Genomic DNA, 13541 nt, shown 5'->3' with positions numbered 1-13541 from the left:
TCATGCCCTGAACTGGCCCAGTATCACCGGGTTTTCGAGGATCACATTTTTACCGGATAATACTTTGCCGATGCTCGCACTGATGTTAACCTTATTAAAGTTACCATCTCCCTTAATCTGTAATTCCTGTACATGATATCCCAGGTAGCCGGCTTCGGGTACCTGGATGTTCAACGCCAGGTTGCCGCCATTCATGGTATTGAGGGCGCCGGTTACGGTCGCATGGTCAAACCCTGAAAACTGGTTGGTAAAGCCACTCAGCAGTTTATCCACTTCACCGAGATTAATGGCGTAGGTGAAGTTCTGATTGATGACCGCATTTTGCGGGGCACTGAAATAGCTGGGATAATATTTATACAGCAGCAGGTGAAAAGCATCCGGCAGCTGGAGGAAACTGTACTGTCCTTTTACAAAGCCGTCGATTTCACTGCCGGTAAATTCGAGCAGCTTTTGGTTATCCGCCATATGCGACGATACATACAGGGAATCAAATTCGAGGCGGCGGTTGTCCTTAAACGCAGATACATCGTACATCCGCGCGGTACCATCGAAGTTATCGATGTTGCTGCCCACAAAGTTCAGCTCCAGTTTGGCCTGCAGGGTAACGGAATCTTCTGTGATATGCAGCGCTTTCAGGTCTGCTTTACGGATTTCTGAATTGAATTTGAATTCCGGCAGGGCGGCATTAAAATCAATGGTCCCGGCAAAGTCCATGTCCAGGTTAGGATCAGTGGCCGTGAGCGCACCATTAAAAAATTTGCGGCTCATTTCCCCCTTTGTTTTGATATTCCGGTAATTGTATCCCAGCAGGGATATTTCCTGGATATCTGCATCCACGGTAGCTTTCAGCGTTTTAAAATTGAAGCCCGCGCCGTCTACTTTGGCATCGAGGGAGATGGTAGAAAGATTAGCGTTATTAAAAAGGGTGCCGATATCAAAGTTGGTAGCTTTTAAACTCCCGGAGTAAACAGGGACATCGCGGCTGGTTTTAAAGTTCAGATCGGAGTTTACCTTACCAAGGTTGGTCTGGAACTGGCCATAGGCCACAAAGTCGTTGATGAACCCGGTATAGCTTCCCTGGAAGCGGATAGAAGACAGCTTGTCGATGCGCACGGTGCTCACAATGTCCTTTACAATGGGCATGATCTGCATCACATCATTACCGGTGGTGATGAGTTCTTCTGTATGAAAATCGATAAATGTTTCAAAGATATCCGGCAGTCCGCGCATTTCCAGGCTCCCTTTAAGACGGGTGGTGCTACCTGCGGTCAGATCTATTTCAGATGCTTTCAGGTTGCTCACCGGGCCCCTGGCTTTACCGCTCAGCGTAATTTCCTTTTTCCAGGAGGAAAGGGGCGGTGCAAAAAAGGCGATGTCGTCTGACGATAGTTTGCAATTTTTAAACCGGGCCTGCATAAACACATCATTGATATAATCACTCATATCACTGATGTCGCTGTATTGCATGGTGTAATAGTCGCCGATATGACTGCGGTTGGTTTCCAGGTCGAGCTGTGAAAATTCCATTTCCACGGGCGACATTTTAAACCGGCTGGTTAATTTTTTCACCTCAAAGCCGCTGCGTTCTTTGGTGCTCAGGGTAAGATCCCCGATCACACTGTCTTTTACCAGGCTGGTATTGCTGAGGGAGAGATTGATGTCATTGAAGCGGATATGATTGGGTGCAAAATAGCCGGGTTCAATTTTCGTGCTGTCGTCGGGGTTATCCACCCCGAAGATGCCGTCTTTGATATTGAGTTCTTTCACCACCAGCTTCCAGTTGGCATTATTCCAGCGCAGCTGCTGCAGTTGCCCTGTATCTGGTACCGGGTGGTCCGGACTGGGTTTCCGCCGGCGCCGCAGGGGAGAGGCGGCATAACTGCTGATAATGAAGTCTGGATTGGTAAGCGTCAATTCCTGTATATCGATGTTATGTTTCTGGAGGTCCAGGTTCTTCGCATCGAGATAAATGCGTTTGGCAGATGCCCGCATATCTTCACCCACCCAGGCATCCACCTGGTTGAGCCGGATGTTTTTAAGATCAATTTTTTTCAGGTCAAGGGAGATGCCGCCGGAGGGTTGACTACTGGTATCGGTTTTGGACGAGCCAAATGCTTCTTCGAGGAAATGATAGTTCCAGACGGAATCTTTGCGGGTACGCAACAGGTTTACCTGGGCGTTTTCCAACCCGATGAATTTGATCACGGGCTTGTCCTGGAAAAAGAACCAGTCGGTAATGCGCACCTGCAGCTTGCCTGCATACAACAGCGTGTCTCTGTGCTGATCTTCAATGAGCGCACCTTCCAGCTGCATGCTGTTGAACAGCCGGAAAGTCACGTGGTCTATTTCCACGCGCGTTTTAAGCTGCTGCGACAAGCGGCTGGTCACTTCATGCACGAGGAAGTTCTGCACTACGGGGATGTTTACCAGTATTCCGATCAGAATGACAAGGCCTAACAAACACAGTAACACGACAGATAATATTTTCCGTACTTTTTTCAGGCGGCAAAGTTTATCCGGCAAAAATAATTAATAGTTGGCAGCCAATGCCATTTAGCAAATAAATAAGATGTATTTCCGGTTTAAGTATGCTGACGGACGATTTCGTATATAGGTGCCAGTGAGTATGTGCAGGTCCGTTATACGTCCGGAAAATCCTCTGGTGATAAGTTTATCACGAAATTGTCGGACCTGTCTTTTTATTGTGATGTTATATTCGTATTTAATAATAGTATTTTGTCTTTAAAAGACAGGTGCTTAAATGGGTCTCTCTTGTTTATATCTGATTGTCAATAATTTACAAGAAGATATAAGCGTTTTCTGCCGCGTGAAAATCTCCGTCACGGTAGTGTCACTAATTCTTTCCGGCCTATTAGGAAAACTTTAACATTTCTAAATTTCCTTCCAGAACAATGAAGTACAAGTGAGCAATCGATGAACAAAGTAGCATTTCAGTGAACAAAACATTTTAGCAACCGGAATTATTCAAGCCAAACTATAGCATACCAGCAACAGTTGTAATTCACCCGTTTCAATAACAGTAACAAGGATTAATTCACCAGTGAACAAATTTCAGTGAGCATTCAGTCAACCAGTCTGATAATTCCAGAATAATTCAATAAACCAGAATCTATGCACAAAAAGTTGCTACTACTAGCGCTAATGGGATTCCTATGCCTGCACGCATGGGCCCAGGAGCGAAAAATTTCAGGTACTGTTACAGATGATAAAGGAGCGGCATTGCCCGGCGTATCTGTAAAAGAAGTAGGTACCAATAATGGGGCAGCCACAAGCCCCGACGGCCAGTTTACGCTTACCCTGAAAGGCAATTCCAACAAACTTTCCATTTCATTTATAGGTTTTGAAACGCAAACAGTGGTGTTGTCGGGGAAAACATCGATTACTGTTTCCCTGAAGCCGGATGCTAAAAGTCTGAAAGACGTGGTGGTTATCGGCTACCAGGAAGTACGACGTAAAACCGTATCAGCGGCGGTTTCCAGCGTGAAAGGCAAGGATATCGAAAACCTGCCTTCTCCCAGTTTCGACCAGCTCCTGCAAGGCCGCGCAGCCGGGTTGAACGTACAAAACTTCACCGGTGAACCAGGCGTAAGAGGCTCTTTCGTGGTAAGGGGAAATACCTCCATCAGCCGAGATGCCAGCGCCGCCCGTACCCTCAGCTCCCCGCTGTTCGTGATCGACGACATCCCTGTTTCACTGGACGATGCCGCCGCATTTGACAACACCGGTACCAACTACATCGCCGGGCTGAATCCCAACGACATTGAATCGATAGATATCCTGAAAGACGCATCCGCTGCCGCCATTTATGGCTCCCGCGGCGCCAACGGCGTGGTGATCGTGAAAACCAAACGCGGTAAACAGGGCAAACCACAGGTGAACTTTTCCACCTATGCCGGTATGATCCAGAAACCAAAGTTTGAAACCGTATATGGCGGCGCAGAAGAAAGATGGTTCAAAATGGACTACCTGCAGAAGTATCTTACTGATCAGCAGAAAGTGAATGGTATTCCCATGATGCTGACAGATAGCCTGAATCCTGCCTTCAGTGGAGCGGTCGACTGGCAGGACCTCTTCTACCAGAATGGTATTATCCAGAACTACGACCTGTCTATCTCCGGCGCTTCAGAAAATACCAACTACCGCGTGAGTGGTAACTACTACGATGAAGATGGAACCATCCGTGGTACCGGCTTTAAACGGTACACTATTTCAGCCGCCATGGGCGTAAAAATGTCGTCCCGCCTAAATGTGGCCTCCCTGTTCCGTTTGAGCCGCGGCGACAGATCCCGCGGTCGCGGCGTGTTCCCCGGAGAAAATGTGATCCCGTTAATAGATGGCCAGTATCTTTCTTCCCTGTTCAATATCTCGGATATCGACCGTAAGAACTTTACCGGCGACCTGGAATCCGGTCGTGATAAAAATATCAATGATGATATCACCGCCAGTCTTACCGTGAACTACGATATCTCTAAAAAGCTGCGCTTTGCTTCCATCGGGTCTATCCAGTCCAGCATCAATACCCGCGATATTTTCCGTCCCGGAGAGTTGAACACCGCCGGGTTATCTTACGCACAAAGTGGTAAGTCGCGTTTTGAAAATGCCAACCTCGACAACACCCTGAGCTATACTTCTGATATCATCAATAAAGATCATCATCTGAACGTGCTGCTGGGTAACACTATCAACAATATCAGGAATGAATTTACCGGTATTGGCAGCGGCGCGCTGAGTAATGATAACGTGAAAGTGGTACAGGGCTACAACCTCAGCTACCTGATGTACAGGGATGCATATGGCAACCTCGTTTCAGGTTCCGATTACCAGTCTTCCGGTATGCTGTCCTTTTTCTCCCGTGTGAATTATAACTATAAAGAAAAATACCTGTTGTCATTTGCCTATCGTGCTGATGCTTCTTCCCGTTTTGGCCGTAACAGCAGATGGGGTTACTTCCCCTCTGTATCCGGTGGCTGGAATATTTCCGACGAACCATTTATGGCCCCGCTTAAAAAGTGGGTGGAATATTTCAAGATCCGCGGAAGCTATGGTGTAACCGGAAGTTTACCAAAACAATATTACCTCCAGTATAATAATTACAGCATCAACCAGGGTACCTACGGCGGATCTACCGGCGGCACCTACAACGGCGTGAATGCCGTAACGCCTAACTTCTCAGATGGTGTGGCACAGGACGGACTCACCTGGGAACAGGCCATCCAGTCCAACATTGGTGTGGATGCAAGCTTCTTTGCCGGCAGATTAAATGTAACTGCCGACGCATTTAACAGGGGTACTTCCAAGCTGCTGTTTAACCTGCTGCTGCCTTCCACTGCGGGGTATGATAAAGTAAATACCAACGCGGTAGATGTACGCAACACTGGCGTGGAATTCACGGTGCAGGGCCGTATCACGCCGCCCACCAGCAAATTCCAGTGGAGTTCTACCCTGATATTATCTTTCATCAAAAACCAGATTGTTAAATTACCCAATGGTAACCGTGACCTGATGGTACCGGATAACAATACCGGTATGACGTATGTGCTCACTAAGGGCCGCGCTATCAACGAGTTTTACCTGATGAAGAGCAAAGGCGTATATGCCAGCGAAAAAGATATTCCGTTTAACCCTTACACCGGTGAAAAGCTCACCTACTGGAATGGCAACCATACCGTGCAGGCGGGCGACTTTATCTGGGAAGACCAGAACGGCGACTACGACGTGTGGGACTGGAATGACAAGGTGCGCAGCGGTAATCCCAACCCGGCATGTACCGGCGGTTTTACCAACGTATTTTCTTACGGCCCCTGGAGCATGCAGGTGTATATGACGTTTACCCTTAAACGTGATATCTACAACAAATACATGTCCGACAGGCTCACCGGCTTAACCAACAGCTACGCTACTATTGCGGGCATAGATCCTTCTTCGATCAACAGCTGGCATAAAGAAGGCGATAACGCCCAATATTCAGAAGTAATTCCTTACAGCCAGCAGTATTACTACCAGTTCCTTCCATTTTCGTCAGCCTTTGTAGAAAATGGTTCTTACCTGCGTATCAAATACCTGAACCTGGCTTACCAGTTCAGTCCTAAGTTCCTGGAACGTGCAAAGCTGAGCAAACTCCAGATCTATGGTGTGGTAGACAATGTAAAGATGTTCCAGAAATCAAGCGTTCCGGATGCGGAAGCAGTGGATGAAAAAGGTACTTACACCGGTGGCGGCTACCCGATACCACGTAAGTTCACCCTCGGTGTAAATGTTGGTTTTTAATTTTTAAAAAGAAGAAGATATGAATTGTCTGAAAAATATATTCACGGTAATAGCTGCAGGACTGCTGTTGTCGCCTTTCGTGTCCTGTAAGAAGCTGCTGGATCAGGAGCCGATCAATTCTCCCTATAATTCCGTTTTCTGGAAAAACCAGCGGGATGCAGAACAGGGTGTGGCCGGCGGCTATGCGTTATTGCGCAGGGCATTAACTACCAATACGGACTGGGACCAGAGACATGTCGCATTTTGCATATGGCTCCTTACCCGCGTATGAATTTAACGACTACGACGTGTATGATGTGAGGTTCCTGGTGAAAGGTGGAGATGGGATGAATACCGCCGATTTCCTGGGATCTTACCTGGATAAATATCACGACTGGTCTCCCTACTATAAAGTGATCACACAAGCGAATATTATGTTGCATAATATTCCCAATATCCCCGATGCACAGTTTACGGATCAGCCTACCCGTACCCGTAACCGTTTCGTCGGAGAAGCTTACTTCCTGCGCGCGTTCAGTTATTTCTATATGGTGCGCCTTTGGGGCGATGTGCCGCTGGTAACGAAGTATGATCCTAATCCTGTGGGAGCAGAAAATATTCCGAGAACCAATGAGAAGATCATCCTGGATACTTGTATAGCTGATCTGAAGAAAGCTATCAGCCTGTTGCCGTGGGAATACAAAAACGGCACTGAAAGAGCGGTAAGAGCTAACAGGGGCGCCGCATTTGGCTTACTGGCGCACGCATACATGTGGAGAAACTTCCTGAACAAAGGACAGGTAGTATCCGACGTAACCAATGCGATTGCCGCCATCGATTCGGTTGAGCAAAGCGGTCAATACCAGTTACTCGCCGCCGAAATGTATCCAAAGATCTTCCACGGAAAATCAATGGAAGGTATATTCGAAATCAATATGCAGGTAGCGGATGGAGAACAGCAGGTAGAAAAAGGATTTTATTATAGCATCCTGAAAACACCTTTTATCAGTAATAAAGATGGAAAGGTAGACGCGCCGAATATTGACCTGATCAATTTACTGTATGATGAAGCCGGTACCGATGTGCGCCGTCATTATTACTTCACCAACCTGGATGCGTTTGGGCAGTATGATGTGATGATCTGCAAGTTTGCAGGCCCTAACCGGGAAAACATTAACTACCGTAATCCGGGCAACTTTACAGATGGTGCTGTAGACGCCAACATCATCCTGATGCGGTATGCAGATCTGCTGTTGTTACGTGCAGAAGCCCGTGCCGACCAGGGCAATGTAGGCGCCGCCTTGCAGGATATCAACAGGGTAAGGGCACGCTCGCATGCGGAACCTATTTTAGCAGAAGATGTGGCCGACATTAAAGAAGAAGCATTCCTGGAACGCTCCCGTGAATTATATGCAGAAGGACAACGTTGGTACGACCTGGTTCGCACCGGCATGCTCATGAATGGTAATGTGAACGCTGCTCCAGGTTTCCCGCAGGACCGCTTTGATGCCGGTGGCTGGAAATGGCCGGTAGGACGCTCGTTGTTCCTCAATAACAGCGTGCTTATACAAAATACATACTGGCTGGGTAAAGTGAAATAGCATCTTGAAATTTTAAACGTACTGACATGAACAAACTAAAAATATTTACCACAAAAGCAGGATGGGGCATCTTAATGATCACCCTGTTGTTCGCTGCCTGTAAGAAAGATGATCATTTCCTGGGAGGCAGTCCTACCAACGATCACACCGATCTTACTACCTACGATTACCTGAAAGCAAATCCTAATTTCGATACGCTGATCCTGCTGATCGACAAGGCCGGTTTAAAAGAAACCATCAACAGCGATATTACTTTTGTTGCGCCTACAGATTATTCTATCAAACAATTCCTGGCGGTGAGGACCAAGCTGTTGCAGATTGAGCTGAACGATGAAAACGTTAAGTATACGATTGATAGCCTGAAAACGCCTGAACTGCGCGACTCCCTGCTGGCCTATGCTTTTGCAGGTAAAATTGTACGTGCAGACCTTTCACTGGAATCGCAGGTATATAAAAATAAAGTGAACGAAGACTTCGCTTTCAAGCTTACTAAAACCGACGCATTTGGCAATATTTTTTCCGGGGGTGTGCGGTATATGGCGCTTACAAAAGTGATTAATGGTCTCGATCCGGATCCCCGTCCGGATGACTATCCGGAGGAAGACAGGGATATGCAGTATACCTTGCAAACAACCGGTATCATTACCAAAACAGGTGTATTGCATGTACTGCAAAACAACCACGTGTTTTATTGGAAATAGTCATCACCACTAAACTTAAAAGTATGTTGTATAAATATAAAGGGATAAAATTCCTTACATCCGTTGTTCTGCTGGGACTATTGATCGCCGGATGTAAAAAAATTGAGGAAGGCTTTCTGAGCGAAGGACTCTACGTACCGGACACCCCCATAAAAGTGCAGCGGGGTAACGCTTTCCAGAAAACAAGCGCCATCCTTGCAGATGGTACCACCCAGCCCATGACCGTGAAGCTGCTCGACATCAGGAGGGCAGATAACAAAAAACATGCGGATGAATTTTATAAAGAATACCCTGTTTACGTATATACGGCAGCGGTAGATCCCGCGAAAGACACCACCATTGAACTGGTGAACAAAAAGCGTGAACTGAAAAAGATGCAGCCTTATGTATTCCTGACCAGTGGCCAGTTTGTGTTTAACGGTGCCACCGACAGCTTACCGCTGGATGTTACCTACGAATATGATGTGGAAGTATCCAACGTGGCCGGTTCCAAAGTGTATAAGAATATCGGAACGCTCACTACTATGGATCCGCCATTGGTTACGGAAACAACGGCCAACTGTAACTTCTTCCCGGATGATGCTTCTCCCACCGTGCCAATGGGCGCACCGGTAATGACGATTACCAGGGTTAGTGAAAGCGGCGCTTCCGTGATCCTGAAAATAACGGATAAAGATGGCAAGCCTTTCAATCCTAAAAAGGGAGAGATCATTAAGCGTGGCGACCGTCCTATTTTTGAAAACTACGCCAGGTTCCATCCCATTGAGTATACAGATACCGCCATGATCTGCAACTTTGAGATTGCACCATTCCCATTGAGCCGCTATTCCAATGGCGGTACCAACTGGAACTACCTGATGTACTATCGTATTCCTTCTGCCTTTGTATCGGTAGATAAAAATGTATCCAGCAAAATAGGCAGCGTAAACCCGCTGTTTGCTTTCCGCCTGATGAAAGCGGGAACCTATGTTGTGGAGCTGAGGATGCCTAAAACGGTAAAGGTAACGCCATAAGAAAGCGGTAAAACATAAATAAAAAAGAGGTTGTATTCAACGTAATACAATCTCTTTTTTTTGATATTCCCGCTGATCAGGTGTATCTCCAAAGCATGTCAAAAGCAACTGTAAAGTATGGGCTATCTCCTGTTCAGGCATTTATGCTTTTGTGACACCAAACTCTTGGAGGAACCGGTGCAGCGTTGCCATATCTTCCTGGAGATGTAACGCAGAAACTACCGCCCGGTTGATTACCGGGCTATGTGGCTGCGGATATGCAAAGCTGGAAATGATCACGTCCCTTTCCTGCAGGTATTGTACCAATGCTTCACCGGGTGGAAGAATAAACATGGGCAGGCCATGCGGATTATGCACAGCGGTGTTGGCGGTAAGATGAAGAAGAAAGGCGATGTTTTGCTGTAACGACCGGTGCATTTTGACAATCAGTTCACCGCGGACTGCAGCCACGCATAAGCATAGGCCGGCATCATAGGCGTGCTGGCGGAAAACACGGGCAGTTTTTTGATGGCCATGATATCGGCTGCATGACCGGCAACAACGCCGCCGGGAATACTGTAGGCCTTTGCCAATGAGGCGGTGAGCAGGTATCTTACAAAAGGTGTTTGCGGCAGAAAATGAATGGCGCCCTGCCCGGCCGGGCCTAATATACCGATGCCATGGGAATCATCTGCCAGCACCAATACTTTGCGCTGCAATTCCTGCAACCAGTGAAAAGAATGAATAGTGCCGGTAAGCGGGTTCACCGTATCCGTGATGATCACAAAGTGATGATCCGGGTGAGTGTTTACTTTTTCAGTGGTTTGGGTAATCCATTCTTCGCGGCTCATAGCCGGCAACTCCGGTTGCTGCTGCCACAGCGAAGGATGCGCATCCGGTGCACACAGGGGCTGCTTGTTACTGACAGCGTATTGTGCAGCGGCTTGCGATGCCTGGTACCCGGAGGAAAAAACAACGGCCGACTGCTGCTGCAAATGAACAGCCAGGGCATGTTCTATTTCTTCGTATATGGATAAACGTAAGTTTGCCGACCTGGAAGAAGGAAACAGGGCGCCATACCTTTCAATCCCCTGTATAAGCAGGTGTTTGAAGGCTGGCAGCTGATGCAGCCCCAGGTAGGCAAACCCCGAAAAGAACAGGCAGCTGCGGCCGTCCTGTGTCACTGTTCTGCCGGGCGTGTGATCCGTATACAACATAGCCGTTAATCTTTCTTAGTACATAAGATAAACTGGAAATCGGTAGAAGTTACCTGCATGTCGAAATAATCTTCTGTAAGCCGGGTAACAGTAACCAGGTTCTCCACCTTACGGTCGCCGTTCTTCGCGGTAACAGAGATCATGGCGCCATTGCTGAGGATAAAGTACTTACCGGTATCCGACCTGCCTGCAATAGTGGCCACGAAAACGTTGTTATCGAGGAACTGATAATAAGCATCCCGGTAGTAACCTTTTTTAAGGTCCTGCGCCTGTATGTATTGTGTGTTGCTGATGGGCGACTCCGGTGGAATTTTTACATCGTATACCCGCCACTTTTTATTCATCAGCAGTTCATTGTTCTTTTTACCCTGGCAGGCGGTGATCACAGATAGCACCGCGATAACGGTAAGTAGATGACGTATTTTCATGGATGGTCAGTTCCCTGTTTTTTCTTTATTGAAGGCTGCCGATCCGCCTTTGGGGATGGACAGGCTTTCCCAATTACTTTTCAGGATCATTTTCCCGATGTATACGATTTGCCCCACGTGGTAGGGCACATGAGCCAGTTGCCGGTTAATGGCATCTATCACAATGTGAGGCTCATTACGGATAAACACGGTCCTGTCCAGGTCCGTTTCCTGCAGGCTGCGGATAGCCAGGAGCATACAGTTCCAGCCTTCATCCCAAAGCTGGAGGATTTGTTCCGGGGAAAGATCGCTTTCTTCAAATTCCCCGTCGCGGTTACGGCCGGGCTTCTCTCCGTCGGTGGTGAGGAAGTCGGTCCAGCGTGATAACATATTGCCATGCAGGTGTTTTATAATCATGGCAATGCTGTTCGGCTCTCCCTCCGGTTGCCAGTTCAGCTGCGCTTTGTTGAGCCGCAGCATGGTTTTAAGGCCCAGCTCCCGGTGTATTTCAAGCCGTTTTAGTACACTTTGTAAATAGATAGACTGAATAGACATGTCAATGTTTTTAAGTTAATATCCTGCTGCGCTGTCGTCGCCGCGTTTATCCCCGGAAGCTTCCAGGTAGCGGCTTTCAGGCGCCCGTTTAATAATTTCTGTACGGCCAATGCCGCCGCGTTTCACTACTTTATAGCCCATCCCTTCCAGCGCCTGGATGGTGGTGTCGGGAAAATCGTTCTCCACGGCAATTTCATCCGGCAGCCATTGGTGATGGAATTTAGGTTTGTTGATAGCTTCTGATGGGGTAAGCCCGAATTCCAGTGTATTCATCAGCGTTTGAAAAACGGAGGTGATGATAGTCGCGCCGCCGGGTGTACCCAATGAATATAATACTTCGTTCTTTTGTAAAACGAGGGTAGGCGTCATGGAGCTGAGCATGCGTTTGGCCGGTGCAATGGCGTTGGCTTCGGTGCCTACCAGTCCGTACATATTGGGCACGCCGGGTTTTACGCTGAAGTCGTCCATTTCATTGTTGAGTAGAAAGCCTGCTTTGCCTACCACTGTTCTGCTGCCGAAGTGGCCGTTGAGGGTGGTGGTTACCGCCACTGCATTGCCATCGGCATCGATGATACTGAGGTGCGTGGTTTCCTCGCTTTCCGGCAGCACGCCCGCTTTGGTTTGTTCACTGGAACCTGCTTTACCGGGTGTAAAGTCCTGCATGCGGGCAGCCAGGTATTTTTTATCAGTAAGTTGTGAGATGGGCACTTTCACAAAATCGGGGTCGCCGAGAAACTGGGCGCGGTCGGCATACGCGCGCCTTTCCGCTTCCACCATCAGTTGAACCGCCTGTGGCGACTGGAATCCCCATTGCGAGATGGGATAGTTTTCCACCATGCCCATCAGCTGTTGCAGGCAAATGCCGCCGCTGGAAGGCAGGGGCATGGTTACAATCGTATAGCCTTTATAGTTAAAAGCTACCGCTGTCCTTTCCTTTGCTTTATAGCTTTTGAGATCCTGCAGGGTCATGATACCGTTGCCGCGTTTCATTTCTGCCACGATGCTGGCGGCGGTTTCTCCCTGGTAAAATCCTGCGGCTCCTTTATTTCGTATAAGCGTGAGCGTATGTGCCAGCTCTTTTTGTATCAGTGTGTCGCCGGCCTTCCAGGGTTGTTCTTTTACAAAGGCGGTTTTGCTGGTATTCAGTCTTTCGAAATCAGCCCTGGCGTTGTTCAGGCCACTGGCTTCTGCTTCAGTGATCACAAACCCTTTCTCTGCCAGGCGGATAGCCGGATCTATGAGTTTTGCAAAAGGCAGCCTGGCGTACTTCATCGCGGCAAATAACCCCGCAACGGTGCCAGGCACGCCTGCGGCCAGCTGGCCATCAAGACTCAGCTGGGTAACCGGGTTGCCAAGAGAATCGAGGTACATATCCCGGTGCGCTTTTGCCGGGGCTGTTTCCCTGTAATCAATGGCGATATTCCGGCCGCTTTTGAGGTGACCTACCAGGAACCCTCCTCCGCCAAGATTGCCGGCGCCCGGGTATACCACGGCCAGCGCCAGCTGCGTGGCTATGGCCGCATCCACCGCGTTGCCGCCCTGTTGCAGTACGATGGCGCCTACACGGCTGGCCAGCGGATGCGCAGATACTACTGCTCCATGCAGCACTTTGATATCTTTTTCTACACTATAATCGTAAGGATGTAGTTCATCTGTTGTTTGCTGGGCACAGGCGGTATGTAAAGTGCATACCGTCATCCCCAGCATGATAAGGAAACGCATGGGTATCTGTTTGGATCGAAATTAAGGATATGCGGGGAATTATAGGAAATTTAATAATTTAAGCAGTGTTAATAATTAT

Annotated in this window: 11 protein-coding genes; 5 read left to right on the top strand and 6 right to left on the bottom strand. The window is 48.2% G+C overall.

All coding sequences use genetic code 11. The features are described from left to right. Complete coding sequence (locus tag QFZ48_RS02295; protein ID WP_429060969.1) at positions 1–2472, bottom strand: hypothetical protein; 2472 nt, start codon at positions 2470–2472, stop codon at positions 1–3. A gap of 660 nt (positions 2473–3132) precedes the next feature. On the opposite strand from QFZ48_RS02295, the gene QFZ48_RS02290 reads away from it, so the two are divergent. The 5 genes from QFZ48_RS02290 to QFZ48_RS02270 are packed head-to-tail and all read left to right on the top strand — an operon-like array spanning position 3133 to position 9582. After that, a complete protein-coding gene (locus QFZ48_RS02290) occupies positions 3133–6288 on the top strand; it encodes a SusC/RagA family TonB-linked outer membrane protein (protein WP_429046079.1) in 3156 nt (1051 codons plus the stop codon). A gap of 19 nt (positions 6289–6307) precedes the next feature. After that, positions 6308–6559: a hypothetical protein gene (locus tag QFZ48_RS02285; protein ID WP_429060967.1), complete on the top strand. Its 252-nt coding sequence runs from the start codon at positions 6308–6310 to the stop codon at positions 6557–6559. Then, a complete protein-coding gene (locus QFZ48_RS02280) occupies positions 6522–7868 on the top strand; it encodes a RagB/SusD family nutrient uptake outer membrane protein (protein WP_429060966.1) in 1347 nt (448 codons plus the stop codon). Before QFZ48_RS02285 ends, QFZ48_RS02280 begins: the two co-directional genes overlap by 38 nt. Before the next feature lie 26 nt (positions 7869–7894). Then, positions 7895–8569, top strand: coding sequence for a hypothetical protein (locus tag QFZ48_RS02275; RefSeq protein ID WP_429046083.1), 675 nt, complete (start codon positions 7895–7897; stop codon positions 8567–8569). A gap of 23 nt (positions 8570–8592) precedes the next feature. Beyond that, positions 8593–9582, top strand: a complete 990-nt coding sequence (locus QFZ48_RS02270) for a DUF5007 domain-containing protein (protein WP_429060964.1) — start codon at positions 8593–8595, stop codon at positions 9580–9582. A 141-nt stretch (positions 9583–9723) separates the two neighbouring features. On the opposite strand, the gene QFZ48_RS02265 is transcribed toward QFZ48_RS02270, so the two are convergent. From QFZ48_RS02265 to ggt, 5 genes are read right to left on the bottom strand one after another with little or no spacing between them, the layout of a single operon-like run. Next, positions 9724–9999, bottom strand: a complete 276-nt coding sequence (locus QFZ48_RS02265) for a hypothetical protein (protein ID WP_429060963.1) — start codon at positions 9997–9999, stop codon at positions 9724–9726. An 8-nt stretch (positions 10000–10007) separates the two neighbouring features. After that, positions 10008–10778 carry an aminotransferase class I/II-fold pyridoxal phosphate-dependent enzyme gene (locus QFZ48_RS02260; protein ID WP_429060961.1) on the bottom strand — a complete coding sequence of 257 codons (771 nt, stop codon included), beginning with the start codon at positions 10776–10778 and terminating at the stop codon, positions 10008–10010. Between the two features lie 5 nt (positions 10779–10783). Further along, positions 10784–11206, bottom strand: a complete 423-nt coding sequence (locus QFZ48_RS02255) for a hypothetical protein (RefSeq protein WP_429046088.1) — start codon at positions 11204–11206, stop codon at positions 10784–10786. A 6-nt stretch (positions 11207–11212) separates the two neighbouring features. Continuing rightward, positions 11213–11740, bottom strand: a complete 528-nt coding sequence (locus QFZ48_RS02250) for a DUF1572 family protein (RefSeq protein ID WP_429060960.1) — start codon at positions 11738–11740, stop codon at positions 11213–11215. Between the two features lie 15 nt (positions 11741–11755). After that, a complete protein-coding gene (ggt, locus tag QFZ48_RS02245) occupies positions 11756–13462 on the bottom strand; it encodes a gamma-glutamyltransferase (protein ID WP_429060957.1) in 1707 nt (568 codons plus the stop codon). Positions 13463–13541 lie beyond the last annotated feature (79 nt).

Source organism: Chitinophaga sp. W2I13, from assembly GCF_050434005.1.
GTDB lineage: Bacteria > Bacteroidota > Bacteroidia > Chitinophagales > Chitinophagaceae > Chitinophaga.
The sequence above is the reverse complement of the archived record's forward strand: the minus strand, read 5'-3'. Positions and strand labels throughout refer to the sequence as shown.

Excerpts from the sequence above, each read along its gene's own strand:
- QFZ48_RS02290 (WP_429046079.1), top strand. The coding sequence starts at position 3,133 with ATGCACAAAAAGTTGCTACTACTAGCGCTAATGGGATTCCTATGCCTG.
- QFZ48_RS02275 (WP_429046083.1), top strand. The coding sequence starts at position 7,895 with ATGAACAAACTAAAAATATTTACCACAAAAGCAGGATGGGGCATCTTA.
- QFZ48_RS02265 (WP_429060963.1), bottom strand. The coding sequence starts at position 9,999 with ATGCACCGGTCGTTACAGCAAAACATCGCCTTTCTTCTTCATCTTACC.
- QFZ48_RS02260 (WP_429060961.1), bottom strand. The coding sequence starts at position 10,778 with ATGTTGTATACGGATCACACGCCCGGCAGAACAGTGACACAGGACGGC.
- QFZ48_RS02250 (WP_429060960.1), bottom strand. The coding sequence starts at position 11,740 with ATGTCTATTCAGTCTATCTATTTACAAAGTGTACTAAAACGGCTTGAA.
- ggt (WP_429060957.1), bottom strand. The coding sequence starts at position 13,462 with ATGCGTTTCCTTATCATGCTGGGGATGACGGTATGCACTTTACATACC.
- QFZ48_RS02280 (WP_429060966.1), top strand. The coding sequence starts at position 6,522 with ATGTCGCATTTTGCATATGGCTCCTTACCCGCGTATGAATTTAACGAC.
- QFZ48_RS02255 (WP_429046088.1), bottom strand. The coding sequence starts at position 11,206 with ATGAAAATACGTCATCTACTTACCGTTATCGCGGTGCTATCTGTGATC.
- QFZ48_RS02270 (WP_429060964.1), top strand. The coding sequence starts at position 8,593 with ATGTTGTATAAATATAAAGGGATAAAATTCCTTACATCCGTTGTTCTG.
- QFZ48_RS02285 (WP_429060967.1), top strand. The coding sequence starts at position 6,308 with ATGAATTGTCTGAAAAATATATTCACGGTAATAGCTGCAGGACTGCTG.